The following is a 26,867-nucleotide window of genomic DNA, read 5'->3' on the forward strand; positions in this document are numbered from 1 at the left end:
ATGTCGCGCCGGCGGTGTGGACGACATCGCGTGGGCATCCTTGCGTCTGAGGTGACGATTGGAATGCAGAGCAGCACCATCGCCACAGCGTGCGAAGTACTGAAATTGCGGAGAGAGAATCGTGCGGTGCCCATGAATCGCCTGAGGTGTTGACTGGAGGTGGGACACAGGCCGATGTAATGCGATCTATGTTTGCATTCACCCGACGCGAAGATGAGTAACCGACCGTCCGCGACTGCGACGAATTCCCAAACTCCATTCGCAATCCCTCGGAATGGGCGCCACGAGCGGGAACAGGTCGCAATGCAGGGGGTTTTTCTTCATCAAAGATCGCGGCTGGCGCGATCACGTGAATAGCGCCCGCCGGCGTAGAGACTGGCACCCTTCGTAAATGTAGGTGCTGGGACAGATCCTCTATCTGGTTGAGCCGTCCGTATGCAAGCCCGGAGGCCTCCAGCTTGTGCATCGCTTCGTCGCTCGAGATTTGCGCAAACTGCTCAACGACGATCTCATCTAAACTAGCCCTATCGCGAATCCGTTCCATGTTGCGGCGAACTCGGGCCGGCGAATGGATTCCGGTCGCTTGAGGAATCTGGTGCAGAAATTGACCCATTCGCGGTCGTTTTGAACGGAGAAGATAATGTCTTTGCCGTCCGCGCAGCAGTATGCTCCATGTGGCGCCAGAGACGGGTGATTCACGCCCACTCGCGCGGTGTAGTAGCCGCCGTAATCTAACTGAAGAAGGGGAACAGTCATCCAATCGGCAATGGCATCAAACAGTGATATTTGAATACACGTTCCTTTCCTGGTGCGCTCAGCCTGCAGGATGGCGTTGAGAGCGGTCATTCCAGCTGAAATATCACATACAGAAACGCCAACCCGCTCCGGACAATGCGCTGTTCCGGTGATGGAGCAAAGCCAAGTCTCGGCTTGCACGATCAGGTCGTACGATTTCAAATGCGACAGAGAACCGCCATCACCGAATCCGGAGATGTCACATGTTATCAGGCGGGGAAAGCGCTTTCGAAGATCGGCAGAACCGAAGCCAAGCTTTAGATTTTGAATTGAAACATCGGCCCCGGCAACCATCGCACCTAGAACGCCACGGTCTTCTTCGACCGTCAGGTCGAGGCAGACCGATTCTTTTCCGCGATTTAGCCAAACAAAATACGCGCTCTGGCCCTGAACGAGTTTGTCGTATTTTCGCGCGAAGTCGCCGTCGGGGGCGCTCAATTTTGATGACACGCGCACCAGCATCGGCAAGGCGGGAAGAAGCGTAAGGCGCTGCCACTGACTGCTCGACAGCAACGACGGTAATCCCGTCGAGTGCTTTTCTCATGCGGATGCTGCTCTGGCGTTCGGAGGGGAATTCTGGGAACGTCGGTGCTTGAGAATCGAAAGCAGTCTACTCTGCTCATTTCCGACAATGGAGATGCCCTCATCGACGCCCATCCCAGGTTTTGCGAGCATCATGTCAGCCTGCGTAGCTACTGCAATGTTGACCGCGGCCCTTGCCGATAAGTCGGTCTCGGTACAGCTCCCACCGACATATGCACCGACCCCATTTTCTTTGCAGACCAACACAGCTCTGGCAGAGTCGGCGATCGAACCGACGTCGGGCATCTTAATCTGAATTAGATGAGCCGCCTTTGCTTTGGCGAAGAGCCCGATTTCATCAAGCGTATTGCATCGTTCGTCCACCACAATCCGGGCGTCTGTGCCACGCCGGTCGAGAAGGGCGACGATCTTGGCGTACTCCTCTAGCTGAGCCTCCGTTGACCCAAAGTCCGCGGGGCATTCGATATGAAGCCGGTAACCGGGCACGTCATCCGCAAGCCGCACGATGAACTCGGCAATCTCTTGCGCGTCCATACCAATCTCGAGCCCAATCCAGCCGTAAACGTCAAAATGCAGAACGGGATGATACCCGGGTTCTCCGATTTCCCTCGTGCGCTTGGCAACCCATTTGACGAAGTTACGAAACGTCTGGCCTGAAGCGCCGAACTTTTCGCGCGAATTGATCAATCCATGTGGAAGCACCTCCACAGACTTGAGGATCATCTTATCGACGTTGATTTCTCTTGAATCGCCACTTTGGGCGTAGATCGGAACTGGCTTCTCCGGCAATGGTAAGGCAAACTCCGAGCAGATCACCTCGGCTAGTGTGGTCCGGGCAGAATGCGCAGCAGCGCGAAGCAGAGCCTGGCTCACACCATATTCGATAGCGAGGGGGAGCCGCTTGCCCTCATGATGTGCGAGGACACGATCACAAGCGCTGAGGAAATTAGAAACATCGGCAGCGAGAAGCCGCGGGATCACCACAGATCTAATGACTGTTTCGATCGTGTCGACGTGATAAACTGGATCACGGCCGCCTGCGCCGGAATATTGAACGCTCATCATGTCGCCCCATACGATCACATTGTCCGACAAGACGAGGCCGATACTGAGCGAACGTGACGGCATACGGATGGTCGTGAAACCAGGCGTCAGGGGCGACCCTAGATAGCGAAAACCATCATGAGTGGCGCCGGCCCGTATGGCAGCTTGATCGTCGTAGAAAAAGCTTCCATTTCCGGGAGCCAGAATAACATCTCTTATCATAGGAAAGATTCTCATTGCGCGTTTGCTCTAAGCTTTGTTGCCATCTGGACTGCCATTGATCTCAAGACTCCCGCAAATTCGAGGGCTCTTTGCGATGTAATAGTTTAGCTGCCCAATATCCATCCGCAGTATTTAGGCAAGCCTCAGCTTCCGCTCAACCAAACCGGTACGCATCTTAGTTTGCGAGCCATTTTCTGCTTGAGGAATAGATGCGACTGTTTGTTACGCTTTCGCCGCTCCGGAGAACGGCGCACCTTCGACAGTTTATTATTGGCTTAACCCTTGTCTGACAGCCAGTGCCTTGGTTGCGTTAACGAGTTTCAGGTTTTGGAAGACCCTCGCCCCTTCAACACCCCCCTCGTAACCGTAACCGCTCTGCTTGATGCCAGCGTTTGGTGCATCCGCAGACACGCCCTTGAGGTGATTGATGCTGACAGCACCCGCGGAAAGGCTGCGGATCATTCGCTTCTGAACCTCAGGGGAGTTAGTAAAGAAATAGGAGGCGAGGCCATATTCCGTCGCGTTCGCTTCCTCAATTGCCTCGTCGATCGTGCTGAACGGAGCAACCGTAAGGATCGGTCCAAACGGTTCTTCACGAAGCACTTGGGAATCGGGGTGGACGTTGCTTAGAATGGTGGGTGCCCAATAGAAGCCCGGCCGATTAATGCGTTTGCCACCGGTTTCGACCCTTGCTCCACGATCGACAGCATCCTTCGTCAGGCGTTCCATTGCTTCAATGCGTCTTGCGTTCGCCATTGGTCCCATGTCCGTTTCAGGGTCGTCGGGCCGGCCAACCCTGATCTTTTCTGCCGCCCGAACAAGCCTTGCCAAAAACTCCTCATAGATTGATCGCGCGACTAAAATGCGACTGGGAGCGTTGCAGCTCTGACCTGCGCATTCAAACTTGTATTCTGATATTGCGGAAACCGCCTTGGAGATGTCTGTATCTTCAAAGACAACGACAGGGGAGTGGCCGCCGAGTTCTAAAATGCAGCGCTGCAGATTGCTTGCGGCAATCTTCGCGAGTTGCTTGCCAACCGGCGTAGAGCCAGTGAAGGATAATGCACGGACAACAGGCGATCCTAGCAGGTGCCGGGAAATCATTGGAGGATTTCCGAAAACCAGACTCACAACCCCAGGCGGAATCCCCGCCTCCTTTAAGGCATCAATCATATACACCCCGGCGCTTGGGGTTTCTTCTGCCGCTTTCAGGATTACCGGGCAACCGGCCGCGATAGGGGCGGCAAGTTTCCGGGCGTTGAGGACGGCTGGATAGTTCCAGGGCGCGAATCCAGCAACTACACCAATCGCCTCCGGTACGATTATCCTTTTCTCGTCTATCGGAAACGGAGCCGATACTTCCTCGGCATGAAGACCGTTCCATTCGAGCATTTCGACAGCACGCACGTACTCGCCCGTCGCTTCGGCTAAGGTCTTGCCCTGTTCTCTCGAAAGAGCCGCAGCTGCAGCCTCGATCTTTTGCTTCAGAATTCGTGCCGCGCGCACGAGAAGCGAACCCCGTTCATTGGCCGGTGTGTTGGACCATCGCAGCAGACTTTTTTGTGCAGATCTCAAAGTATCATCGAGATCCGACGCGGACGCAACGGCTACGCGACCGAATTCCTGCTCAGTGGCAGGATTGATGATGGCAAGATCGTTGCCGCTACCGCCCGGGCGCCACGCTCCGTCGATAAAGAGTTTGTAGTTCATGCTCTCGGACATAGCCACCGCATTGCCGTTGGTGCCTCATGTTGTCTATTAGTGGTCGCTTTGCCTAAGCTAGCTCTTGAATAAGGTTCAGGGCGACCGCCCCGGCACTTGGTCTAGCCATCACGTTTAGCCGGATTGCCGCCGCCGAGACATTGATTTGTTCACGCAATGTCAAGCTCATCCTTTAAATCTTCTCACCATCGCGGACGAGCTCATCCATCACGGAGCGTACGGCACTCTCGGTGATCAAAACGATTTTGTCGATTTCAGCCTTGGTGGTCACGAGGGGCGGTGCGAAGCCGAGAATATCGCCATGCGGCATGGGGCGGGCGATCAGGCCCCGCTCGCGGGCGGCCATGGAGACGCGAGTACCGACTTTGAGCGATGGATCGAACCGCCTCTTTTTGTGGCGATCGGCGACAAACTCGATAGCCCCCATCAGACCAACCCCGCGCACTTCACCGACGATCGGTAACTGCGCGAATTTCTCCTTGAGCTGCGCTTGAAAATAGGCGCCGACTTCGCGGGCATTTCCAGGAAGGTTCTCTTTCGCGACAATGTCCAGAACGGCATTTGCCGTAGCGGCGCCGATTGGATGACCCGAATAGGTATAGCCGTGCGAAAATGCGCCGACCCTGTCAGCGCAGCCTTCGAACACTTTATAGACGTCGTCACCGATGATCGCGGCAGAAAGTGGGAAGTAGCCGGAAGTAAGGCCCTTGGCGACCGTGATCAGGTCCGGTTCGATTCCATAGAGCTGCGAACCGAACATTGAGCCAGTTCGACCGAAACCGGTGATTACTTCGTCGGCTATCAGCAGGACGTCGTGCTTCTTAAGAACGGCCTGGATGGCTTTCCAGTAGCCTTCCGGAGGCGGCGTGATACCACCCGTGCCAAGCACCGGCTCAGCGATGAACGCTCCAACGTTGTCTGGACCAAGGCGTTCGATGAGCTGATCAAGCTCAACTGCACGGCGGGCGGAGAATTCGCGTTCGCTCTCACCAGAGTTCGCCCCCCAATAATGATGCGGAACACCGGTGCGCACCACCTGCGGCAGCGGAAGATCCATGTGGTCGTGATAAAAGCTCATACTCGTCATTGAGCCAGAAATGACGCTGCAGCCGTGATAGCCGCGCTCGCGCGCTATGATCTTCTTCTTGTTCGGCTTGCCTCGAAGGTTGTTATAGTACCAGACGAGCTTTGCCTGGGTCTCATTGGCGTCCGACCCGGACATGCCATAGAACACTTTACTCATCTTTCCTGGCGCCATCTTAACGAGACGATCCGAGAGGATTGCGAGTTCGTCCGTCGTGTGAGCGGCGTAACAGTGATAGTAGGCGAGACGGTGAGCCTGACGAGAGATTGCTTCAGCCACCTCGGTACGCCCATAACCAACATTGACGCAGTACATGCCGGCAAAACCATCGATGAGATATTTACCGTGCGCGTCCTGGATGCGGATCCCCTTGCCAGTTTCGACGATCGTAGGCTCACCAAGCTTGCCGGTCGCGAAATCCTTGAGCTGTGTGAAAGGATGCAGGACACTGCTTCTGTCCTTTTCGCTAATGTCTTTGATGTTGATGGTCATTGTGCATTACTCTCTCAAGCTGCGGTGGTCGCAACGCAGGCGTATTCCGGCTCAAGGTTCTCGGCGAGATCGCGCTTCGAGGCTTCACGGACGACGCAAACAGCCTCCATCCGCCCGGGGCACCGGCGAACTTCGGGGCATTGCCCACCATCAATACCGTATTCAAGCAGGTTCGTGAGCCGCACGGACCGATCGAGGTTGCATTTCCTTCTTAGCTACGACATGACCGAGTGTCCCTTCCTTGGCGATCAGCACGTCGTCGGTCGCAAGGACAAGTACGGCAGCCGTCATGAAGCCCCCCCGAGCGGAGTTGCCGCTCGCCAAGATGCGAGCACCAGCTGCCGAATAGCTTGAAAGACCACCTCAAAGTCCCACGCGGCCCTTTGTTGAAATGTCCATGCATTCAGGATACTGACATTCCAAACATGTTTGCGTCATATCTCCTGTCGTTCGGAGGATTTCCTGCATCACCCAAGCATTTGGCGCTGCAGTTCACCTGGAGCCAATTATGCAGCAGTATGACCGAACAGACGTCCACATCCTTGAGATCGTGCAAAAGAACAATCGGCGAAATGACGGCTCTGCTACCGCGTCTCAACAATGACTGAGCGGCTCCGTTCGGAAGGCATCATCGAGGCCGACGATCGTGCCTCCAAGAGAGGTAGGGAAGACCTCTTCAGATGCTTGTGCTGGTGAGCTTGGAGCGGGAGCGTGCGGATATAATCGATCGATTCAAGAAGGCCATCAAATCACCAACTGATGTTGTCAATGGATTCTACGTCACCGGCGACGCTGACTTTGCCCTAAACATAACCGCGCGACCATGGACGATCATGAGCAGTTCACCCCGTTGTCCGAGCACTTCACAGCCACCGGACGCACCTTTGTCCAGTCCAGCCCGGCGATCAGCGCGAGCAACTGCGTATGGTTTATGGTTCAGCTGCACCCGAGTAGGCGCAACCCCGGCCAACAGAACTTTTTTTTCCTCAAGCGTCTTGGCAAACAGGCACGGCCCGCTGCCGACCCACAAAACCGCCTTGATCCGATCCGCCCAACACGCGACATTCTGCATACAGTCTTCGAAGCGCGACAATTGCATATCCGTAGCATTCCCTTTTTGGACGAACGTTTCAAGTTGCCCGTTCCGACATGTCAGTAGCTCGTGATCTGTCGCCTGTTTGTAGCTCGTGAAGTGTCGTGTTTTTGGTGCCCCGGAACAAAGGGGGCACGATGGGCACGGCATCCATTCACGAGGGTGTACGACGGATGCGGTTCTCGGATTTGCTGGAACGGACGCAGGCGAGGGAGCTGACGCAGGAGGCTGCTCGGGATCAGTGTTCGAACCTTCCAACGCTGGGCGGAGCGTTATGAGGCGGAGGGCGACGACGGGCTGGTCGACCGACGTATGGGACGGCGATCGCCACGGCTGGCTCCAGAGGAAGAACTGGAACTCGGATGCTGGGACTGTTCCGCGACAAGTACGCGGACTTCACGGTGAAGCACTTCCACGAGCAGATGCAAAAGCGGCACGACTATGTGCTGGGCTATACGGTGACGAAGCTGGCGCTGCACGCGGCGGGGCTGGTGCGGAAGGCTCCGAAGCGTTCGGCGCACCGCAAGAAGCGGCCGCGGCGGCCGCTTCGGGGCATGCTGCTGCACCAGGACGGATCGCGCCACGTTTGGATCGAAGGCCTGCCCGCGAGGGACCTGATCGTCACGATGGACGATGCGACCAGCGAGATCTACTCGATGGTGCTGGTCGAGGAAGAAGGAACGGCCTCGACCTTCCAGGCCTTGCGCGAAGTGATTGGCGAGCATGGCCTGTTCTGCGCGCTCTACACCGACCGCGGCAGCCATTATTTCCTGACCCCAAAAGCTGGCGAGAAGGTCTCGAAGACGCAACAAACCCAGGTGGGACGGGCTTTGTCGCATCTTGGGATCGAGCATATCGCAGCCTATTCGCCGCAGGCGCGCGGGCGTTCCGAGCGGGTGTTCGGCACCTTGCAGGATCGGCTGCCGAAGGAGCTGCGGCTTGCCGGGATCACGACGGTTGAGGCTGCCAACGCGTGGCTGAAGGCGCATTACATCCCCGGGCACAACGCCGCGTTTGCGATCAAGCCCGAACAGGAAGGCACGGCATTCGTGGCCGATCGGCATGAGGCCTGGCGCGAGGCGCTGTGCGTGATCGAGGAGCGAACCGTCGCCAACGATAATACCGTTGCATGGAACGGTCGGCGGCTGCAGCTGCCGCAGAGCCGGCTCAGGCCTCACTTCGTCAAGGCTGTGGTGCGCCTCCATGAGTATCCCGATGGCACCGTCAGCGTGTTCCTTGGACCGCATCGATTGGCGAGGTTTGCGCCTGACGGACAGCAGATCAGCCCCGACGCGCCTCAGCCTGGCAGCGTGCTCGGAGCCGCCCCTGGCGGGCGCGCAAGCGCGCGTCCTTGACCGCTCCTGCGCGCGCCGCCGCCGAGAAAGCGCGGGTCGGGACGGAGAAACGGCCTTCGAATCGAACAAAGAAACCGACCCACAGGACTGACCAGACGACCCTATCCATGGCATGACAACGCGGCGGACCCGTCCACGCCTTCCGGGTGCGTCCAAAACTCCAAAACGAAGGCGACAGATCACGAGCTAAAAAAACACGACATCTTCACCCGCTACGGACAGTTGCCCGTTCCGACATGGCAAGGATTTGAAAATGCATCTACACGGAGGAACGGCGTGGGCTTAGTCGTGAGGTGCTGACGACGATCTTAGTCGCTCGGCTCCGGCAGCGCTCTGAATTTGTGCGGCTTGCCCAGCAACGCTGACAACGCCTCCTGGAAATCACCGGTCGAGATGCCGCGCAGATAGAGGATCGACAGCAAGGTATCCAGGCTCTTCGTCCGGCGTGCCCACAATGGCAGGATCGCCGAGAGAAAGCGGCCCCGGTCGCGCCGCGGTCTCTCACTTTGGGGTGGGCGACCTCGACCGCGCCGATGTCGGTGGCAATCTTGCGCGCAGGGCCATAGCCGTACCGGACCATCCGGGCGCGGCCATCCGGCAGCTTCTGCTCCGCCGTTGTCTCCGGAAACGCCTTCAGTTCGATCTCAACCGCCCTGGCGAGCAGCTCCCGGCCTCTGCGCAGAATTTCTGTCAGTGGATCATCAACCTAGGACGGCTGACGAAACGACAAGATGTTGGTCGTCTTGTTCGTGGCGTATCGCTCTCCTTGAGAGGTTCTGGCAGGCTCGACACCCGTCTCGACACGCCGCCTCTCTCAACCCATCATCACCCACTTTCCCGCATTGCTCCGCCGCCCGAAGTAGTATCCCAAGAGGGCTTCGTTGATGTCCTTCGCACGCAAGTGGTTCTCGTGGACCTGAAAGCACGGTGGGCCATGACGGGCGCGACCGTCCAAGATCCGTGTCTTTTGAGCGATTCGGCCAAATGCATAGGCGCCAGCATAGAGCGGATCGTGCAAGGTCTGCATCACCGGTGATAGGCCGGCGCCTTCCAGCTGAGCTGGTAGATTTGAACGCAGAATCGCGATCTGTCGGCGCGGCGCTATGTCTACGTCTGGGCCGACGGCGTGTTTCTGCAGGCTCGCATGGAGAATCACAGCGAGTGCATACTGGTTTTGATCGGCGCGACGCCCGGGGATCGGCTTTCAGGTCGGCGTGCGCGAAGGCGCCCAGAGCTGGCGCGAACTTCTGATCGACATTCGCCGGCGCGGACTGCAGATTGCGCATGAGCTGGCGGTCGGCGATGATGCTCTCGGCTTCTGGAAGGCGCTGGAGAAGTCTTCCTCGGCACGCGCCGGCAGCGCTGCTGGCAGCACAAGACCGTCAACGTGCTCAACAAGGTCCCGAGCTCCGTGCAGAGTGGCCTGAAGAAAGCCCTGCAGGATATCTCGATGGCGCCGAGCCGGGTCGCCGCGGAGCTTGCACTTGAAACCTTCGCCGAGAAATACGGTGCCAAATAGGCGTGCACTGCTGATTGCCTCCTCAAGGATCAGGAGGTTCTGCTGGCGTTCTACGACTTCCCTGCCGAGCACTGGGTCCATTTGCGGACCACCAATCCGATCGAGAGCGTGTTTGCCACCGTGCAGCACCGGATGGTTCGGACCATGGGCTCGTTGTCGGCATAGAGGGTCTTCAAGCAGAGTACCTGGCGTCGATTGAAACGTACAAATCAGTCGCCGAAGATCGTCGCCGGTGTCAGATTCGCTCATGTCATCGAAGTCATTCCGGCCCACAAAAGCCACGCGGCCTCACCGCCCAAATTCACGCTTAGCTCCCGCTGGGCAGGCCATGAGGCGACCAACGTAACCAGCGGACAACGCAAAGCCTTCGAAAATCGACGAAGAATTGAAGAACTTCTGCGTAATGAGGGGGCGCCCAGCGCGCTTGAAGCCGAGCTATCGCAGCACGGCTGCTCGACCGCTGGCCCGTCGAGCCGGCGCCGCAGTGGACCCTTTCCGCGGCCTACCCTCCTAGCTCTTATCACGCTCACGGACAGTCATTTTAGAACGGACGCAAGATTACAATCTGCAACAGGGCGGTGGCTCCGCTCCGCGGAGCAGCACTGGCAAACATCCGTCGACCGGCGACGGTCGAGGTAACCTTTGCTGCGAACTGCCAAGTTAGGTGTTGGACGAGAGCTTACTGCGGGAGCATCAGGTGAGCCTCACATCAGTAGCGATCGGCTCAATGAGCGTGCGGCTGATTCAAACGCGGTGCATACACTGATCTCCAGCACCTGATTCTGAAAGGACCTAGTCTCATACTGTGTGAGATCAAGCTTTGCTTTGCGAGAGCCCAACACTCTTAACCTCCAGGGATTGCTCGAGTCCTCCGAACGCGCCCGATTCGCGCCAATGGCTGTTAATGGGGGCGGCGAGTCTGTCCGGAAGTTCATGGATGAACGCGGCCAGAACATATTCGTGGCGGTTGGGCCGCAGTCAATAACCACGCCCCAGATCCACGACGTTCGTCAACGCCCGCCCGCTTAGGAAGCGCTCAATGTTATCGGCGAAAATTGAGAATAATCGCTCCGTATAGTTTGTCGGACTTCCCGAAATGTGCGGTGTCGCAATAACGTTCGGCATGTCCCACAACAAGCTTTCCTTCGGCAATGGCTCCCGTTCGAATACGTCGAGCAAGGCACCGGCGATCGTGCCCGCCTCCAGCGCCTTGATCAGTTCAGCCTCCACGACGATCTGGCCGCGGGCGATGTTGATTAGAAAGGCATCGCGGCGCATTCGCGCGATCTCAGTTGCGCCGATGAGCCCCATAGTCGTTGCCGTCGCTGGCACGGCCAGCACGACGAAATCGCAAAGCGGCAGCAATTTCTCAAGGGCATCGGAAGCGAATAGCCGGTCAACACCATCGACAGGCACGGAGACATCACGCTTTGAGCCGACAACGGTCATCCCCGCACTCTTCGCGCGCCGGGCGATCGTCCCCCCGATCGAGCCCAGCCCGACGACGCCGAGCGTCTTCTCGGCCAACGGCGCGACAAAGCGCGGGCTCCATTTCCGCTCCGCCTGATCACGCAGGAGCTTACGGAAATCCCAATGCAGCATGGTTACGCCGGCCATCACAAAGTCAGCGATGATCTCGCCATGAAGGCCACGCGCATTTGTCACGGTGATGTGCCTAACCCTTTCGCGGATTGGCAGGATCGAATCGACACCGGCGTTAGTGCACTGGAACCAGCGCATTTTCTTCGCTTGCTCAAGCAAGTCAACGGGGAAGCTCGAAGCAAGGAGGGCATCTGCCTCCTTTATGCAGTTCGCGAGTTGCTCAGGGCGTGGCGCGACGATCGTGCGAACCTGGGGGAAGCGATCCGCTATAAGTCGCGCATACAATTCGGCGTCACGGAGGTTGAGGACAATGGTAAGGCGTGGCCCTTCAGCAGGCATTTTCATCTCTCCGAATTGAGCAAGATTTAGCTGACCGTGAAGCTCTGCGAGACTATCGCGATGGAGCCATTTGCGTACCTTCACAAGTGCAGCAAGCACGGAACGTCGTGATATCGATGGAATACGACGCGCGGGTCGCCCGCGCCTCGCGGTAACAATAGCTCTCGCTTGCCAAACGATCGTTCAGTTGCCGCGACTGTGAGATGCATACCGGCGGCACTGCAGCGAGCAATCCGCGGCCATCTCTTCCCAGCCTTGTTGCTTACAGCGCCTCTTTGCTCGCCGGCAACCAAGTGACTGTCGACGAGCCCGCCCTGCAGGCGACAATCACGGCGACGAACCTCCCGCAAACGTCTCACAGCGAGACCGACCAGAAACGGATTTTTGCGCCGAACGGCTTGACTAGCCACGAAAATCCTCGCGGATCAATGAATTCCGTAAGCATTCATGATATCAATGTGACACAACATATTTTCGTCCCATTTTAGGTCGTTCGGACAGTTTCCTGCAATATGTAGGCATTTTTGGCGGAATTCACTTGGAGCATGACCGCGCAATACGATCGAATAGACACCCGCATTCTCGAGACCGTACAAAAGGATAACCGCCTAACCTCCAAGGTTAGCGGCGAACTCGCCCAGCTTTTTGCTACCGCGTGTCAACGAGGGTTAAAGAGGCTTCGTTCGGAAGATACTATCAAGGCCGACGTCTCAATCGTCTCTGACCTGCCCCTGAGTATTTCCTCCAGATGGAGTTAGAGTCCGGCCTGAGCATGATCTGAGGCCGGCAAACTGGACCATTTTGGCTAGAGTTTTTCGCATCGATTCCTGGGCTGGGAGGAGCTAAGGACGATGAAGGCCTCGAGGTTTTCGGACGCCCAGAAGGCGTTTGATCTTCCCCCAAAAAAGTAGACAGGGTTAAGCTGCTTTTCGCTCCATCTCGATCGGAGTGGCATATCCGATGGCGGAATGGAGCAGGGTGCGGTTGTAGAAGCCCTCGATAATAGGCAAAGACGTCGCGCATTGCCTGGGCGCGGGTCTGGTAGTCACGATGATGGACGAGCTCGGTCTTGAGGGTGTGGAAGAAGCTCTCCATCGGGGCGTTGTCGTAACAGTCGGCCTTGCGGCTCATTGATGCGGTGATCCTGGCGGTGGTGAGGGCTTGGCGGTAAGCGTGTGAGGCATACTGCACCCCGCGATCGGAGTGATGGATCAATCCAGCTTCTGGTCGTTGCTGTTGGATCGCCATCGTCAGGGCCGACGAGGCGAGTTCCGTGCGCATGTGATCGCCCATGGCCCAGCCGACGATCTTACGGCTGAAGAGGTCCATCACAGCCGCCAGGTACACCCAGCCTTCCGCGGTCGGGAATGGAGTAAGAAGGTAACCGGCATGAGGGCCTCACCTCGCAGTGACGAAGCTTGTCTGCGATATAGGCTGGCAAGAGCTGATCGGTGGAGGTGGCGCGATGGCAAATGCCATGCTTGATGCCAGGCAGGAAGGTGACTCTTATCGCCGCGTTGAGGTGATCACTGGGGAGCGCCGGCGGCGACGGTGGACGAGCGAGGAGAAGGCCCGGATCGCGGCAGAGAGCTTTGAGGAGGGGGCGAACATCTCCGAGGTGGCGCGGCGCAATGGCGTTTCTCGCGGACTGCTCACGGTGTGGCGACGCCAGGTAGCGGCGGCGCTGGCCGGCAAAGCCCAGAACTTCGTGCCTATCCAAATTGGCGCCGAGAGCGATGGCGGGAGGGTTGGCAAGTCCGAGTGTATTTCGCCGGTACAGACGAAGCCCGTGGAGATTGCCACGCCGCCGGCCAAGGTCTGTGGAGTGGTCGAGATCGAGGTGAACGGGGCGCGCATCCGGGTCGAGCCGGGGGTGGAACTGGCGACGCTTTCGGTGGTGCTATCGGCGCTTCGAGGGATCCGGTGATTGCTCTACGGTCAGACCTCAAGGTGGTGCTGGCGGCCCAGCCGGTCGACTTTCGTAAGTCGGTGCATACGCTGTCGGCGCTGGTGAGCGAAGCACTGCGCGCGAACCCATATTGCGGCGACGTCTTCGTGTTCCGCAGCAAGCGCATGGACAGAGTGAAGCTTCTGGCGTGGGACGGCAGCGGCATGGTGTTGGTAACGAAGTGGTTGCACCAGGGGCGTTTCACCTGGCCGCCGATCCGCGACGGCGTTGTGCATCTCAGTGCGACGCAGCTTGCGATGCTACTCGACGGGCTCAAGTGGACGCGTGTGTCGCCCAAGCCTGTGAAGCAGCCGGCCATTGTCGGCTGAGAAGTGAGGATTTCACTGGAGCATGGGTCGCACGGATGTATCGTCTGGTCATGGCGATTCGCCCCGACACTCTCCCGACCGATCCGGCAGCTCTGACCGAGATGGTGCTCGCGCTTGACGCTGAGAACGAGACGCTGCGCGTAGCAATGCAAACGTTCAAGGACATGATCTTCGGGAAGCGCTCGGAGCGGCTTGCCGCGCTCGTGGCCGAGCAGCTCGCGCTTGAGCTTGGCGATCTTGAGACCGACGTCACGCCGCCTGCAGCTGCCAACGACGATGCAGCTGCGGCAAAGCCGCCCGGCAAGCCACTGCGGAAGAAGGCGCGCCGCAACATCGGCGCGCTTCCAAAGCACCTGCCGCGCTGCGAGCATGTGCTGGAGCCGGAGGCGACCGCATGCCCGTGTTGCCAGGGCCAGCTTCACAAGATCGGCGAGGACGTCAGCGAGGTGCTGGACATCATCCCGGCGATCCTGCGGGTGCTGCGGACGGTCCGTCCCAAGTACGGCTGCCGCCGCTGCACCGATGGTGTGATCCAGGCGAAGGTGCTGCCGCGCCTGATCGAGAGCGGCATGGCTTCGACCGCACTCGTGAGCCACGTGGTAGTCTCGAAGTTCGCCTGGTATCTGCCGCTGTACCGACAGGTGCAAATTCTGGCCGGCCAGGGTGTCCATCTCGACCGGGCGACGCTTGCCGGCTGGGTGAAGCGTGCGGCCTGGTGGCTCAGGAGCCTCTATGCGCTTCAGCTGCGCACGATCCAGGCCGCGCCGCGCCTGTTCTGCGACGAGACGCCGATGCCGGTGCTCGATCCCGGACGACATCGCCCGCGCATCTGCCAGTTCTGGGCGCATGCCATGGATGACCGGCCATGGGGCGGTCCCTCGCCGCCGGCGGTGGCCTACGTGTTCGCCGACGGCCGCGGCACGGCGGAGATCGCCAGACAGTTGATGGGCTTTTCCGGCATTCTGCAGGTCGACGGTTATGCCGCCTACAAAGCGCTCGCCCGCGATCATGGCGGCGCGATCCAACTCGCCTTTTGTCTCGCCCACGCCCGCCGCAAATTCGTCGAGGTGTATAAGACGACCCAGTCGCCGTTCGCGCGCGAAGTGATCGAGCGCCTGCAGGCGGTCTATGCCATCGAAGCAGAGATCCGTGGCAGCAGTGTCGGCGAGCCAGACCCGATTCGGAGCAGGCGCCGTGAAGTCGCGCATGATCAGGTTCGGTACGATCGGCAGGTCATGACGGCTGTCGGTGGTGCGAACCCGGCGTGGTGGCGCCATGATGGCTCGGATGCCATGCCGCTGCATCATCCGCTCGATCCGGCCACGGCTGGTGCCGCGTCCCTGCGACGTCAGAGCGGCATGGATTCGCCGACTGCCATAGCGCCCGCCACTGTCCTGATAGACCTGCCGGACCTCAGCCAGCAGCGTGGCATTGGCTTGTGTCCGTTCGCTCACCGGTCGCGTGCGCCAAGCGTAATAGCCGGCCGGCGAGACCTCGAGCACCTCACATATCAGACGAACCGGATACACGTTGCGGTGATCCTCGATGAAGCGGAAGCTCATGTCCGGGTTCCGGCAAAGATCGCGATCGACTTTTTTAAAATGTCGCGCTCCATGCGTAGCCGTTCGTTCTCCTGGCGCAGCCGGGCGATCTCCGCAGCCTGGTCCGCCGACATCGGCGTCGCCTGCGTGGTGGGGCGCCACGCCGCCGATGTCGGCTCCTGACCTTGTCTACCCAGCGTCGCAGCACCGAATCGCGCAGACCGAATTCCTTGGCCACCGACGGGACCGAGCGACCGCTCGACATCACGAGCTCAACGGCTTGGCGCTTATAGTCCTCCGTGAATGACCGACGTTCACAACCTTGCATTCGACCTCCTGGCTCTCCGAGCCTACTACAGGTGTCCACTCATTCGGAGGAGGTTCAGTTCATCCTGAAGCAGGGCAGTGACGCGGTTGCGGTGGCGGAGATCTGCCGCAAGGCCTGGATCAGCCAGGCGACCTACTTCAACTGGAAGAAGAAATACGACGGGCTGCTGCCGACGGAGATGCGACGGCTGAAGCAGCTCGAGGAGGAGAACGGCAAGCTGAAGAAGCTGGTGGCGGACCTGTCGCTCGACAAGGAGATGCTGCAGGATGTGATCCGCCGATAGCTATGAAGCCTGGCCGGAAGCGCAAGCTGGTCGACGAGGTCTGTGGCGGGTGGCAGGTGTCGATCCGCAGGGCCTGTAACGCTCTCGAGTTTGACCGCTCGACCTATCACTACAAGCCCGGTCGCTCCGGCCAGGCTGCCCTCGAACAGAAGATCAAGGAGATCTGTCATGTCCGCATTCGCTACGGCTACCGTCGTGTTCACGTCCTGCTCGGCCGCGAGGGCTGGCGCCATGGGCAAAACAAGACGCGCCGCATCTATCGCGAATTGGGCCTGCAATTGCGCAATAAGACGCCCAAGCGCCGGGTCAAGGCCAAGCTGCGCGATGACCGCAGGCCGGCCACACGATCGAACGAGACCTGGGCAATGGACTTCGTCCATGACCAGCTGGCGACGGGACACAAGCTTCGCGTGCTTACGATCATCGATACCTTCTCCCGCTTCTCGCCGACGCTGGCGCCACGGTTCACCTTCCGCGGCAGCGACGTCGCGGAGGTGCTGGAAAGGGCCTGCAAGGAAGTGGTCTTCCCGGCAACGATCCGGGTCGATCAAGGCAGCGAGTTCGTGTCGCGCGATCTTGATCTGTGGGCTTACCAGCGCGGCGTCACGCTGGACTTCTCGCGGCCCGGCAAGCCAACCGACAACGCATTCATCGAGGCCTTCAATGGTCGCTTCCGGGCCGAATGCCTCAACGCCCACTGGTTCCTGTCCCTTGCGGACGCCCAGCAAAAAGTGGAGGATTGGCGCAGATACTACAATGAAGAACGGCCCCACGGGGCGATCGGCAATCGACCGCCGATTTTGCTGCAAAACCACGTCGGCGCAACCAGCCCGCCAACGTGACCAAGGCGCAAAACTCTAGTTCTGGGTGGCCCAAAGTTCGGTCTCGCTGCACAAACCACCGAGACTCTGACTGCCGCTGGATGAAAGTTCAGTGGCAGGTCATCTCACCCAGGGCTATAGGAAGACCTATTCAAACGCTTGTGCTGGTGAGTTTGGAGTAGGAGCGCGCAGACATAATCGATAAGCTGAAGAAGGCCATCAAAACATCGGTTGACGTCGTCAATGGATTTTACGTCACGGACGGCGCTGACTTAGTCCTATACGTTACCGCACGTACCATGAACGATTATGAGCAGTTCACTCGACGATCCTTCCGGACATCAAGGGCTTCAACACGATGGTCATAATGGATCGGGTGAAGGCAGGCTTTGCCATTCCAAATTGAGGCTCCGTCCGAAGATTGATCAGTCTCTCACCCCGCTGATCCATGCCTTTGCGCGCTATTTCGTCCCTCAGTGCGCAGAATGCAAAAAATCCTCATTGCGACTCCTCTAGCCTGTCTCCTTGTCGGCGCTAGCATGAGTGGCTCTTATCGGATCGGCTCTCCAAAGAGATTAAGACACACGAATGTCGCGCCGACCTTTTTCCGAGTTTCTTTGCAAACCCATCACCAGCACCACAAAGTTGTTGTCAGCGTAAGCCTGTTGCGGCTTCCAAAACCTTGTGTAGCCCGGTGAAGGACAAAGGGCTCAATTCCAAGGATGCTAACCGCCGTTCAAAGAGAGAGCATGAATGCACGCCGCAAAGTCGATAGTCTAGGAGAAATGGAGGTCCGGAACGAGGCTTACTATGGTTCAGACTGCGCGGGCGATCACAAATTTCTCGATCTCGGGAATCCCGATCAGCCATCTTTCGCTGCTTGTCCACGCACTGGCTTAAGAAGGCCACAGTTCTGATACGTGCCAGGGATGCTAACATTTCAGCCGGCAAAGCTGTGGCAATTGCCGCCGTATGCGACAATATCAGTGCTAGCGGACTAACCAGCGAGTTTTCCCGTTGACAGATTTCAAGGCTGCGCCGAAACTTCCACAAACATGAACATCAACTATTTCTCTTCAATGCCCGAGTGCTTCGCGAACAATGCATTGTCGGGATAACAGTCAATGTGAAGCGATGTCGCGAAGGCAATACTAAAGAGCGGAAAAACGATTTGGAAGGTTTTTCAATCGGAGCTTGTATTTCATTATGTTGCCAAAGCAATTGCGTGCCCCATCGGCTCTGACAAGGCCATGGAAAGCGCAGGAAGTCGAGCTTTCAAGGGCCTCATACGAGGTTCCTCTAGTCGATCGTTAAGAAGCCGAATTGAGCTGAGCTGGACAGTTGAGCGTGCGCCAGAGCAAGACCAGCAACAGGCGCAAGAGTTCTCTGAACCAGGCGAGGATGCGGCGGAAATCGCGGCCGACAGCTGAGAGGATGACGTTGGCAGCATCGCCGGGGCGGCCTTTAAGATAGCACCGGCCGAGGTGTCCTTCGGCTTTGAGGTGTCCGATGAGGGCTCAATGGCGGAGCGATGGCGCAGCTCGCGCTTGATGGCGCCGAAGACGCTGCGCTTCTGGCCGGAGATGAAGACGCGGCAGGGGATTTTGCGCGTCGTGGCCGCGGTAGCCCTTGTCGACATAAGCCCGCTCGATCGCACAGCCGGTGAGTGTCTCGGTACGGTCAAGGACGTCCCGCAAGGTGTGTCCGTCGTACGGGTTGTCGGGCAGCGGCCTGGCGTGCAGCACGAACGGGCCGCCGGGAGCCCGGCGATTGTTGGTGACGATGGAGGCCTTCACCCCGAACTCGTAAGGCGCGGAGGCCTTGCCCTTGCCTATGCGCTCTACCTTCGGGGCATGGAAGGAATAAAGCTTGAAGCCGCGCTGGCGCTGCTGCGGCGAGCGGATCTGGGGGGCCCGGCTAGAGAGCACGCTGTTTTTATACGGAAACATAGCCTGAGTTTTTTTGAGATAGTTGGCGCACTCTTGTGCAGAAAAGAGGTCGAGGAGTTCGCCGACCTTGCGCCAGGTTGCCTCGACATCGCGCGGTTCTGCGGCTCGCATCAGATGTTTGAGCTTGGCGAAGACCTGTTCGATCGGATTGAGATCGGGACTGTAGGGCGGCAGGAAGAGCAGGTGCGCTACGCATTGCGAGCGGACTTGCCCTTGTGACTGCCAAGATTGTCGAGGATGACGACCTCACCTTTTGCCAGAGTTGGGGCCAACACCTTCTCGACATAGAGGGTGAAGAGTTCGCCATTGATGGGGCCGTCGATGACCCAAGGTGCGCTGATCTAGTCGTGCCGCAGCGTTGCGATGAAAGTCATGGTCTTCCAGTGACCGAAAGGCGCGGATGCTTGGAGCCGCTGTCCACTCGGTCCCCAACCGCGCAGTGGCGCCATATTGGTCTTGATCCAGGTCTCGTCGATAAAGATCAGGCGTGAAGCGTCAATCTTGCCTTGATGGGCCTTCCAGCGTGTCCGCTTACGGGCGATGTCGGGGCGATCTTGTTCGACTGGCAGGATCGTTTTTTTTGAAGCTCAGCCCTTCGGCATGCACAAACGTCCACACCGCCCGCACATCGGTCTTGATCCCGCGCGCCGCCAGTTCCTGTGTCAGCTTCCGCAAAGTGAATGGTCCCGAGAGAACGCGCTTGCGCAGCCAATCAGCATTGGCACCGGACAGAACCGGCTTCTTGTGACCGCCGATCTTGCCGGGCGAAACGCCCCCAGTCTCCCGTCTCAGATTCTTCCACTTCGTTACACAGGACGGGCTGATCTGAAGCGCCTCTGCAATCGAACGAACTGTCTCTCCTGCATCAGCTCGCGCCAGAGCCCGTTCACGAAGGTCTTCTGAATAGGGTCGCGTCATCCATGCTGGCCCCCGTTCTCCAGCACGGAGTTTGAATCAGAAATCGCTCCCGCTGGGATTGCGAAAAAACAACATGCTCTCTAGCGGCAGAGCGAACGTCTCCGCCAGTGCTGGCTGGCCCTTGGTCTTGCGGCGGATGTCGCGGATGATCCGACCCAGCCGGCTGCGCAGCTGCCGCTTGAATTGTTTGGCATGAGCGTAACGGCCCTCCATCATCGCCGCGCCTTTGGCCACGCGAGAGTAGGATTGCCGCAGCCTGACTCCCTGCTTCCTCGCCAGGCGGTTCAAGCCCCGGATCGCTGCATGCAGCAGTTTGGCGTCGGTCGGGAAGCTGATCGCCTTCGGCTGCACTGTGGCGTCGACCGTGACCCGGTTGAGGTCTTGGCTGAGCAACGCACCGGCCTCGTGCGCCACTCGAAGGCTCTCGGCCAACAACCGCTCCAGCTTGTCGCCGAGCCGCTTGCGCCAATGGCTCAGGTCCGAGCGCTCGTGCGGGAAAAAACTCTTCGCCGGTGAAGAACTGGAAGTACGGATCGCAGACCCCCTCATCGGACAGTCCATAAATGGCCTGGGCAACAACAGCCCGTCATGAAGCGGGTCTCGATCCCCGGTCTGCCATTCTCGCTGTAGAGCGGGGCGATCTCTCCGTCGATCCAGTCCCAATCGATCTTGTCGGCAAGCAGAACCAGTTCGTGCTTCATGTTGATGATCTGATCCAGCCGTGCCCGGAACAGATCGTTCGATCCCGTCGTCTGTTGACGGATAGAGCAGTAGCAATCTCACAATCGAAATCATGGTCGAGTAGGAAATGCCGCATCAAACCGACCTCGACAGTTGTCCAGACGCGGAGCACCATCGCGCTAACCGAAGGATGGCGCCGCTATTTCGAAAAGATCTCGTGTAGGATGCTGCAACGGGCATAGCTTGCCGAACCATCTCTAGTCCGGATCGATAAGCAAGTCATTGGAAGCGAAGCATGAGCCGACATGCGTCGTCAGCCTAACCTCCAGACGTCAACGGCATCACCACTCCGCTGCCCTATGCTGCCTTTCGGCGTATCTGGCTAGCGAGCATCTTGTCAAATCTCGGTATCATGATCCGAGGGGTGGGCGCGGCTTGGGCGATTGACTGAGATGACATCAAGGCGCTGGTGCAGACGACAACGTACAGTGATGCTGATCGCGCTGCCCGCTGGCCCATTGCCGACATGCATGATCGGCGCCTGTGGCACTGGTTGGGCTCTTGATCGTGCTTTGCGGCGTGACGGCGCTAACTGCTCTCCAGTGGCTGCACCTCACCACGCCAAATTTGTTGCTGGTCCTTTGTGTTGTGGTCGGTAGCGGCGTGGGCATTGATGTACCCGGCCTGGCAAAGCCTTGCGGATATATCGAGAAACAATCGACGGAACAGACGCGCCGGCACGAGAACAGGAAGAACTTTCGCCGACCGGAAATCATCGCGTGCCATCCATGGAAATACCCGCCCCGGACCAGGCAGTGCAGATGCGGATAGTGAAAACGTGCCTGGCCCCAAGTGTGAAGCACCGCGAAGAATCCGATCTGAGCGCCCAGATGCTTGGCGCCAGCCGGCGCGCAACGCCTTGCCCGCGGTCCGGAAAAGAGTGTTGTAGACGATCTCCTTGTTTTGAATGCGTGTTTCGGCAATTTCCGGACAGCAATTTCGCTAATTCGCGGACAGCGATTTCAGTAATTCCGGGACAGGGATTCCGCTAAATCGCGGACAGTTGCGGGAGGTTGGTTTTCGGGAGCGCCGTTCAGGCAATGTTCTCTCTCAAGCTGAGTTTGAGAGGGGCAATGCCGAGACGGAAGCAAGCGAAACGAACCACTGTGAAGGACCTACGATCGATCCTGAGGCTGACGTACGAGCAGGACCTGTCGGTTCGGGAGATCTCGGAACGGCTGCAGATCAGCAAGAGTTCGGTTGCCACCTACCTGCTGCGAGCGCGTGAAGCGGGTTTGAGCTGGCCGCTGCCGCCGATTTACGAGAGCGAGGCGGCCTTGCAGCGAGCCTTGTTCCGGCGGGTCGGGCGCCCCCCGCAGGACTTGAGCGAGCCAGAGTGGCCACGGGTGGCGCAGGAGCTCAAGCGCAAGGGCGTGACGCTGACGCTGCTGTGGCAGGAATACCGGACGGCGCATCCCGACGGCTATGGTTACACGTGGTTCTGCGAGAAGTTCGACGCCTATCGGCGCCGGGCGAACCCGACCTTCCGTCATCGCCACGCGGCGGGTGCAGTGATGCAGACCGACTATGCCGGTCCGACGGTGGAGGTGATCGATCCGCAAACCGGCGAGATCCGTCAGGCGCAGATATTTGTCGCGGTGCTCGGGGCCTCGTCGCTGACCTTCGCTATGGGGAGCTTCGGTCAGCGACTACCAGATTGGATCGAAGGCCAGACCCGAGCCTTGTCGTACTTCGGCGGAGTTCCCAAGGCGATCGTCTGCGACAATCTGAAGGCCGGGGTCGTCAAGGCGTTGTGGTTCGAGCCGACGCTCAACCAAACCTTTGCCGCCATGGCCGAGCACTACGACACGACGATTTTGCCGACCCGCAGCCGCAAGCCGCGCGACAAGGGCAAGGTTGAAGGCGCGGTGCTGATTGTTGAGCGCTGGATTCTGGCACGGCTGCGCCATCGGCGGTTCTTCAACCTGACCGATCTCAATACTGCGATCGGCGGTCTGCTGGAGGAGCTGAACCATCGGCCGATGCGCCATATCGGCAAATCCCGCCGGCAGCTGTTCGAGGAGATCGAGCGCGCTGCGTTGACGCCGCTGCCGGGCGAGCCGTTCGAATACGCCGAGTGGAAAACGGCGAAGGTCCACCCCGATTATCGCGTCGAAGTCGACAAGACCTTTTACTCGGTGCCGCACCGGCTGATCGGCCGTCGGGTGGACATCCGGCTCACCTATCGAGCCGTCGAGATCTTCCAGGATCACACGCGTGTTGCCAGCCATGTGCGCCGCTCTCAGCGCAGCGGCCATGTCACCGTGAACGAGCACATGCCCAAGGCCCATCAGCGTTATGCCAATATGACGCCGGCGAGCTTGATCAAGATGGCAGCGCGGATCGGCGTCAACACCGCCACTCTGGTCGAGCGGATGATGCGTGAGCGCCCGCATCCCGAGCAGGGTTATCGCTCCGCCATGGGGATCATCGCCCTGGCACGGCGCTACGAGCGCGATCGGCTCGAAGCGGCCTGCGAGCGGGCACTCGTCATCAACGCGATCAGCTACTCCTCGGTGAGCGCGATCCTCAAATCCGGGCTCGACCGCGCGAGCCCTGCTGCCGCACCCGTCAAAGCCACCCCCTCGCACGCCAACATCCGTGGTGGGGGCTATTATCAATGAAGGAAAGGAACATCGCGATGCTGACCCACCCGACCCTCGAGCAGATGCAGGCGCTCGGCCTTGCCGGAATGGCGGCCGCTTACCGGCAACTAGCCGAACAGGACAATGCCGCCGATCTCAGCCGGGATGAGTGGCTCGGCCTGATGCTCGATCGCGAAGCCGCCATGCGTGCCGACCGGCGCCTGACCAATCGGCTGGCCGCAGCCAAGCTGCGCTTCGTCGACGCCTGTATCGAAGACGTCGACTTCGCTTCCCGCCGCGGCCTTGACCGGCGCAACACCCTGCAGCTGGCGCAAGGCGCCTGGCTGAAAGCCCATGAGAACTTCATCATCACCGGCCTGACGGGGACTGGCAAAACCTGGTTGGCATGTGCCTTCGGACGCCAGGCGGCCAGGCTCGATCATTCCGTCCTTTATTTGCGTATGCCGCGCTTGTTCGAAGACCTCGCCATGGCCCGTCTCGATGGTCGCTTCCCGCGCCTCATCGATAAGCTTGCACGTGTCCAGTTGCTCATCCTCGACGATTGGGGCACCCACACCCTCAATGACCAGCAGCGCCTTGATCTCCTCGAAATCTTCGAAGAGCGCTACAGGCGCAAATCGACCTTGATTACCGCTCAGCTGCCCGTTGCCCAATGGCACGACATGATCGGCGAGCCAACCATCGCAGATGCTATCCTCGACCGGATCATCCACAACTCCCACCGTATCGCCCTCGAAGGCGACAGCATGCGAAGGAAAAAAGCCGCGCGCCCCTTGACCGACGTCGAAAACAGCGAAACGAATATCAACTGACTTCAACAACCAGGCAACCAAAAGCCAGCGCCGCCACGCTGTCCGCGATTTAGCGAAACTGCTGTCCGTCAGTTAGCGAAACCGCTGTCCCGTTTTTGCGAAATACGCATTTGAAGGGCAATGGCGGCGATGGGCTGCGTTAGGGTGAAAACCACATGGAAATACTGGGTGTCGAGAATCTCGGGTCGACGGTCCTCTGACCACTGGGCGCGAACTAGCGATTGGCATTTTTGGGCAGTGGCGATCACGGCAGCTGTTGTAGCAGACACGTTGGTGGTCGCATCGATGGCACCGCTCAACATGACACCAAGTGCCGCAGTTCGACAGAGTTCGATCGCGCTCATGACGCGACGCTGTGCGGTACATAGTCGACCGTTAAGAAGCCGGATTGAGCTGAGCTGGACAGTTGAGCGTGCGCCAGAGCGAGACCAACAACAGGCGCAAAAGTTCTCTGAACCAGGCGAGGATGCGACGGAGGTTGTGTCCGACGGCGGAGAGAACGACGTTGGCGGCATCGCCGGCGCGGCCCTTGAGGTAGCACCGGCCGAGGTGTCCTTCGGCTTTGAGGTGTCCGATGATGGGCTCAATGGCGGAGCGGCGGCGCAGCTCACGCTTGATGGCGCCGAAAACACCGCGCTTCTGGCCGGAGATGAAGACGCGGCGGGGATTTTGCGCGTCGTGGCCGCGGTAGCCCTTGTCGACGTAGGCCCGCTCGATCGCACAGCCGGTGAGTGTCTCGGTGCGGTCCATAACATCCCGCAACGTGTGACCGTCGTAAGGGTTGTCGGGCAGCGACCTGGCATGCAGCACGAACAGGCCACCGGGGGCGCGGCGATTGTTGGTGACGATGGAGGCCTTTACGCCGAACTCATAAGGTGCGGCGGCCTTGCCCTTGCCGATGCACTCCACCTCCGGGGCATGGAAAGAATAAAGCTTGAAACCGCGCTGGCGCTGCTGCTGCGAGCGGATCTGCGAGGCCCGGCCAAGCGGGAGGGCGAACGCCTCCTCCAGCGTCGCCTCGCCCTCGATCTTGCGGCGGATGTCGCGGATGATCCGCCCCAGCCGGCTGCGCAGGATACGCAGCTGCCGCTGATGCCGGTTGAACTGTTTGGCATGAGCGTAACGGCCCGCCATCATCGCCGCGCTTTTGGCCACGCGACAATAGGATTGCCGCAGCTTGACCCCGTGCTTCCTCGCCAGGCGGTTCAGCCCCCGGATCGCTGCATGCAGCAGTTTGGCGTCGGTCGGGAAGCTGATGGCCTTTGGTTGCACTGTGGTGTCGACCGTGACCCGCTTGAGGTCCTGGCTGCGTAACGCACCGGTCTCGTGCGCCACCCGAAGGCTCTCGGCCAACAACTGCTCCAGCTTGTCGCCGAGCCGCTTGCGCCAATGGCTCAGGTCCGAGCGCTCGTGCGGGAAAACGTGCCGGAAAAACTCTTCGCCGGTGAAGAACTGGAAGTACGGATCGTGCACCCAGCGCTCGCACACCCCCTCATCGGACAGCCCGTAAATGTGCTTGAGCAACAGCAGCCCGATCATGAAGCGGGTCTCGATCCCCGGCCTGCCGTTCTCGCTGTAGAGCGGGGCGATCTCGCCGTCGATCCAGTCCCAGTCGATCTTGCCGGCAAGCAGAACGAGCTCGTGCTTCATGTTGATGATCTGGTCCAGCCGTGCCCGGAACAGATCGTTCGATCCCGTCGTCTTGTGCTTCTTCGGCCGCATCATCCCTCCGGTGCACCACAGAAGCACGGTTCACAGCGGAGAGGAATCCACAAAACGAATTTGCAAGGTTTGCGGCCATCAAGCCTCAAATCCCTGCAATCTCAAACGCCGTCAAATCCCAAAAACAGACTCCCGCTCAATCGCTTACAGGCTTGTTCACAGGCGACTACATAGCGAGGCACCACAGCTCTCAGGATAGACTGCGCCGTGGCGGCGGAATATGTCCGCCACTTCCCGCCCCGAGCGGGCCATCGGTCCAAAAATCAGAAGTGTTTTGGCGGCGTTGGCTGCTGTTCTGCGGGAACTGGCTGCAGCAAGAGGTCGAGAGAGGCTGGACGTCGCGCAGACCTTGTTGGTAGCGATGCGCAAGTACTTGGCAGTGGTAGCGAAGCTGCGATAACCGAGAAGGAGCTTGAATGGTCCGCAAGTCGGTGCCGGATCCGAGGAGATCTACAGCGAATGCGCGCCGAAGCGGATGCGGCGTGACAGGTTTGGAGAGACCGGCCAAGCGATGCGCCGTTTGGCAGGCTGCTTTTACCGCGTCCTTCGTGATCGGCCGATCGTCGTGAATGCCTGGGAATAGCCACTCCTTCGCGCGAACGGCAATCCAGCAGCTACGCAGGATCTCCAGCAGCACTGGCGACAGCATCACGTACGGATCTTTGCGCCCCCTACCCTGCTCGACGTGAACAACCATGCGGGCACTGTCGATGGCGGTGGCCTTTAGGCGGACGGCCTCCGAAATGCGCAAGCCTGCCGCGTAGCAGGTGGTCAGGATCACCCGATGTTTGTTGCAATCCACGCAGCTCGGGCTTCTGTGGCTTTTTGAGAAGCGGGATGCCTGCTCCAAAGGTCCATTCTTTCTTGAGCGTGACCTTGTGAAGCGAAGTGCCGCAACAGCTGTATGTATTAAGTTGGCGGCTAGCCCGGATTTCTCACGCCATTTGATCGAGTGCTGCGGCAAGTTGACGTCGGCGATACCACAACTGGCGCCGGGGCATAACTTCTCGCCCGCTGCGGCGGGTTGGCCGGGTTGTTCGGGGATCATAAGACTCTCCT

16 protein-coding genes and 13 pseudogenes are annotated in these 26,867 nt (G+C 59.1%); 13 read left to right on the forward strand and 16 right to left on the reverse strand.

What is annotated here, in order from left to right; genetic code table 11:
* Nucleotides 1-253: 253 nt before the first annotated feature.
* The 4 genes and pseudogenes from J2R78_RS07465 to J2R78_RS07480 form a co-directional block, all read right to left on the reverse strand.
* Nucleotides 254-1,339: pseudogene (locus tag J2R78_RS07465) on the reverse strand (CaiB/BaiF CoA transferase family protein); the annotation flags it as partial.
* Entirely contained in the window at nt 1,336-2,619 is a 1,284-nt protein-coding gene (locus J2R78_RS07470; RefSeq protein WP_253603650.1) for a methylaspartate ammonia-lyase, read from the reverse strand. The gene J2R78_RS07470 and the pseudogene J2R78_RS07465, both read right to left, overlap by 4 nt.
* A 252-nt stretch (nt 2,620-2,871) precedes the next feature.
* The gene (locus J2R78_RS07475; protein WP_253603652.1) at nt 2,872-4,326 is read right to left on the reverse strand and encodes an NAD-dependent succinate-semialdehyde dehydrogenase; all 1,455 of its coding nucleotides are present in this window, start codon (nt 4,324-4,326) and stop codon (nt 2,872-2,874) included.
* Nucleotides 4,327-4,498: 172 nt separating this feature from the next.
* Nucleotides 4,499-5,902 (reverse strand): aminotransferase, encoded by a 1,404-nt coding sequence (locus tag J2R78_RS07480; protein WP_253603654.1) that lies wholly within the window; start codon nt 5,900-5,902, stop codon nt 4,499-4,501.
* Nucleotides 5,903-6,725: 823 nt separating this feature from the next.
* Here J2R78_RS07480 and J2R78_RS07490 point away from each other — a divergent pair.
* From J2R78_RS07490 to J2R78_RS07495, 3 genes are all read left to right on the forward strand, one after another.
* Complete coding sequence (locus tag J2R78_RS07490; RefSeq protein WP_253610076.1) at nt 6,726-7,061, forward strand: hypothetical protein; 336 nt, start codon at nt 6,726-6,728, stop codon at nt 7,059-7,061.
* A gap of 162 nt (nt 7,062-7,223) precedes the next feature.
* Complete coding sequence (locus J2R78_RS45225) at nt 7,224-7,400, forward strand: helix-turn-helix domain-containing protein (RefSeq protein WP_375167109.1); 177 nt, start codon at nt 7,224-7,226, stop codon at nt 7,398-7,400.
* Nucleotides 7,358-8,350 (forward strand): ISNCY family transposase, encoded by a 993-nt coding sequence (locus tag J2R78_RS07495; RefSeq protein WP_253603656.1) that lies wholly within the window; start codon nt 7,358-7,360, stop codon nt 8,348-8,350. The genes J2R78_RS45225 and J2R78_RS07495 overlap by 43 nt, the downstream gene beginning before the upstream one ends.
* A 347-nt stretch (nt 8,351-8,697) precedes the next feature.
* Here J2R78_RS07495 and J2R78_RS07500 read toward each other — a convergent pair.
* A pseudogene (locus tag J2R78_RS07500) lies at nt 8,698-9,044 on the reverse strand (transposase); the annotation flags it as partial.
* A gap of 381 nt (nt 9,045-9,425) precedes the next feature.
* Here J2R78_RS07500 and J2R78_RS07505 point away from each other — a divergent pair.
* Nucleotides 9,426-10,157 (forward strand): annotated as a pseudogene (locus tag J2R78_RS07505) (transposase); the annotation flags it as partial.
* Between the two features lie 690 nt (nt 10,158-10,847).
* Here the strand turns inward: J2R78_RS07505 and J2R78_RS07510 are convergent.
* Nucleotides 10,848-11,810, reverse strand: coding sequence for a D-2-hydroxyacid dehydrogenase (locus J2R78_RS07510; RefSeq protein ID WP_253635997.1), 963 nt, complete (start codon nt 11,808-11,810; stop codon nt 10,848-10,850).
* A gap of 545 nt (nt 11,811-12,355) precedes the next feature.
* On the opposite strand from J2R78_RS07510, the pseudogene J2R78_RS07515 reads away from it, so the two are divergent.
* A pseudogene (locus J2R78_RS07515) lies at nt 12,356-12,532 on the forward strand (ArsR family transcriptional regulator); the annotation flags it as partial.
* A gap of 195 nt (nt 12,533-12,727) precedes the next feature.
* On the opposite strand, the pseudogene J2R78_RS07520 reads toward J2R78_RS07515, so the two are convergent.
* Nucleotides 12,728-13,187, reverse strand: a pseudogene (locus J2R78_RS07520) (IS3 family transposase); the annotation flags it as partial.
* An 88-nt stretch (nt 13,188-13,275) separates the two neighbouring features.
* Between J2R78_RS07520 and J2R78_RS07525 the strand changes: the two are divergent.
* The 3 genes and pseudogenes from J2R78_RS07525 to J2R78_RS45230 form a co-directional block, all read left to right on the forward strand.
* Complete coding sequence (locus J2R78_RS07525; protein WP_141343522.1) at nt 13,276-13,737, forward strand: transposase; 462 nt, start codon at nt 13,276-13,278, stop codon at nt 13,735-13,737.
* Nucleotides 13,734-14,087 (forward strand): IS66 family insertion sequence element accessory protein TnpB, encoded by a 354-nt coding sequence (tnpB, locus tag J2R78_RS07530; RefSeq protein WP_253603553.1) that lies wholly within the window; start codon nt 13,734-13,736, stop codon nt 14,085-14,087. Before J2R78_RS07525 ends, tnpB begins: the two co-directional genes overlap by 4 nt.
* Before the next feature lie 146 nt (nt 14,088-14,233).
* Nucleotides 14,234-15,280: pseudogene (locus tag J2R78_RS45230) on the forward strand (IS66 family transposase); the annotation flags it as partial.
* A 138-nt stretch (nt 15,281-15,418) separates the two neighbouring features.
* Here J2R78_RS45230 and J2R78_RS45235 read toward each other — a convergent pair.
* Together J2R78_RS45235 and J2R78_RS45240 are read right to left on the reverse strand one after the other, a co-directional pair.
* Nucleotides 15,419-15,649, reverse strand: a pseudogene (locus J2R78_RS45235) (IS3 family transposase); the annotation flags it as partial.
* A gap of 34 nt (nt 15,650-15,683) precedes the next feature.
* Complete coding sequence (locus tag J2R78_RS45240; RefSeq protein ID WP_375166996.1) at nt 15,684-15,956, reverse strand: transposase; 273 nt, start codon at nt 15,954-15,956, stop codon at nt 15,684-15,686.
* A gap of 31 nt (nt 15,957-15,987) precedes the next feature.
* Here J2R78_RS45240 and J2R78_RS07540 point away from each other — a divergent pair.
* Together J2R78_RS07540 and J2R78_RS07545 are read left to right on the forward strand one after the other, a co-directional pair.
* Nucleotides 15,988-17,081, forward strand: a protein-coding gene (locus J2R78_RS07540) for an IS3 family transposase (protein WP_253603660.1) whose coding sequence is annotated in 2 segments (ribosomal slippage) — nt 15,988-16,237 and nt 16,237-17,081 — 1,095 coding nt in all. Because the reading frame shifts where the segments join, the coding sequence is not laid out codon by codon here.
* 98 nt (nt 17,082-17,179) lie between these two features.
* Nucleotides 17,180-17,485, forward strand: a pseudogene (locus J2R78_RS07545) (Lrp/AsnC ligand binding domain-containing protein); the annotation flags it as partial.
* An 885-nt stretch (nt 17,486-18,370) separates the two neighbouring features.
* Here the strand turns inward: J2R78_RS07545 and J2R78_RS07550 are convergent.
* The 3 pseudogenes from J2R78_RS07550 to J2R78_RS07560 form a co-directional block, all read right to left on the reverse strand.
* Nucleotides 18,371-18,976, reverse strand: a pseudogene (locus J2R78_RS07550) (IS5/IS1182 family transposase); the annotation flags it as partial.
* Between the two features lie 19 nt (nt 18,977-18,995).
* Nucleotides 18,996-19,927, reverse strand: a pseudogene (locus tag J2R78_RS07555) (IS630 family transposase).
* Nucleotides 19,928-20,008: 81 nt separating this feature from the next.
* Nucleotides 20,009-20,691: pseudogene (locus J2R78_RS07560) on the reverse strand (transposase); the annotation flags it as partial.
* A 257-nt stretch (nt 20,692-20,948) separates the two neighbouring features.
* Here J2R78_RS07560 and J2R78_RS45245 point away from each other — a divergent pair.
* Nucleotides 20,949-21,302, forward strand: a pseudogene (locus J2R78_RS45245) (MFS transporter); the annotation flags it as partial.
* A gap of 64 nt (nt 21,303-21,366) precedes the next feature.
* On the opposite strand, the pseudogene J2R78_RS45250 reads toward J2R78_RS45245, so the two are convergent.
* A pseudogene (locus tag J2R78_RS45250) lies at nt 21,367-21,471 on the reverse strand (transposase); the annotation flags it as partial.
* A gap of 270 nt (nt 21,472-21,741) precedes the next feature.
* Here J2R78_RS45250 and istA point away from each other — a divergent pair.
* The gene (gene istA / locus J2R78_RS07575) at nt 21,742-23,292 is read left to right on the forward strand and encodes an IS21 family transposase (RefSeq protein ID WP_253603560.1); all 1,551 of its coding nucleotides are present in this window, start codon (nt 21,742-21,744) and stop codon (nt 23,290-23,292) included.
* 17 nt (nt 23,293-23,309) lie between these two features.
* Nucleotides 23,310-24,086 carry an IS21-like element helper ATPase IstB gene (gene istB, locus J2R78_RS07580; protein WP_253609770.1) on the forward strand — a complete coding sequence of 259 codons (777 nt, stop codon included), beginning with the start codon at nt 23,310-23,312 and terminating at the stop codon, nt 24,084-24,086.
* A 68-nt stretch (nt 24,087-24,154) separates the two neighbouring features.
* Here the strand turns inward: istB and J2R78_RS07585 are convergent, their stop codons facing one another.
* The 3 genes from J2R78_RS07585 to J2R78_RS07595 all read right to left on the reverse strand — a co-directional run bounded on the left by J2R78_RS07585 (nt 24,155) and on the right by J2R78_RS07595 (nt 26,856).
* Nucleotides 24,155-24,475, reverse strand: coding sequence for a transposase zinc-binding domain-containing protein (locus J2R78_RS07585; RefSeq protein WP_309145038.1), 321 nt, complete (start codon nt 24,473-24,475; stop codon nt 24,155-24,157).
* Nucleotides 24,462-25,808, reverse strand: coding sequence for an IS5 family transposase (locus J2R78_RS07590; RefSeq protein WP_069280586.1), 1,347 nt, complete (start codon nt 25,806-25,808; stop codon nt 24,462-24,464). Before J2R78_RS07590 ends, J2R78_RS07585 begins: the two co-directional genes overlap by 14 nt.
* A 190-nt stretch (nt 25,809-25,998) precedes the next feature.
* The gene (locus J2R78_RS07595) at nt 25,999-26,856 is read right to left on the reverse strand and encodes a tyrosine-type recombinase/integrase (protein ID WP_375166997.1); all 858 of its coding nucleotides are present in this window, start codon (nt 26,854-26,856) and stop codon (nt 25,999-26,001) included.
* Between the last annotated feature and the right edge of the window lie 11 nt (nt 26,857-26,867).

The organism is Bradyrhizobium sp. USDA 4538 (assembly GCF_024171045.1).
Taxonomy (GTDB): Bacteria; Pseudomonadota; Alphaproteobacteria; order Rhizobiales; family Xanthobacteraceae; genus Bradyrhizobium; species Bradyrhizobium australafricanum.

Excerpts from the sequence above, each read along its gene's own strand:
- J2R78_RS07475 (WP_253603652.1), bottom strand. The coding sequence starts at position 4,326 with ATGTCCGAGAGCATGAACTACAAACTCTTTATCGACGGAGCGTGGCGC.
- J2R78_RS45240 (WP_375166996.1), bottom strand. The coding sequence starts at position 15,956 with ATGCAAGGTTGTGAACGTCGGTCATTCACGGAGGACTATAAGCGCCAA.
- J2R78_RS07470 (WP_253603650.1), bottom strand. The coding sequence starts at position 2,619 with ATGAGAATCTTTCCTATGATAAGAGATGTTATTCTGGCTCCCGGAAAT.
- J2R78_RS07590 (WP_069280586.1), bottom strand. The coding sequence starts at position 25,808 with ATGCGGCCGAAGAAGCACAAGACGACGGGATCGAACGATCTGTTCCGG.
- J2R78_RS07510 (WP_253635997.1), bottom strand. The coding sequence starts at position 11,810 with ATGCCTGCTGAAGGGCCACGCCTTACCATTGTCCTCAACCTCCGTGAC.
- istA (WP_253603560.1), top strand. The coding sequence starts at position 21,742 with ATGCCGAGACGGAAGCAAGCGAAACGAACCACTGTGAAGGACCTACGA.
- J2R78_RS07525 (WP_141343522.1), top strand. The coding sequence starts at position 13,276 with ATGGCAAATGCCATGCTTGATGCCAGGCAGGAAGGTGACTCTTATCGC.
- J2R78_RS07480 (WP_253603654.1), bottom strand. The coding sequence starts at position 5,902 with ATGACCATCAACATCAAAGACATTAGCGAAAAGGACAGAAGCAGTGTC.
- istB (WP_253609770.1), top strand. The coding sequence starts at position 23,310 with ATGCTGACCCACCCGACCCTCGAGCAGATGCAGGCGCTCGGCCTTGCC.
- J2R78_RS07595 (WP_375166997.1), bottom strand. The coding sequence starts at position 26,856 with ATGATCCCCGAACAACCCGGCCAACCCGCCGCAGCGGGCGAGAAGTTA.
- J2R78_RS07495 (WP_253603656.1), top strand. The coding sequence starts at position 7,358 with ATGCTGGGACTGTTCCGCGACAAGTACGCGGACTTCACGGTGAAGCAC.
- J2R78_RS07490 (WP_253610076.1), top strand. The coding sequence starts at position 6,726 with ATGGACGATCATGAGCAGTTCACCCCGTTGTCCGAGCACTTCACAGCC.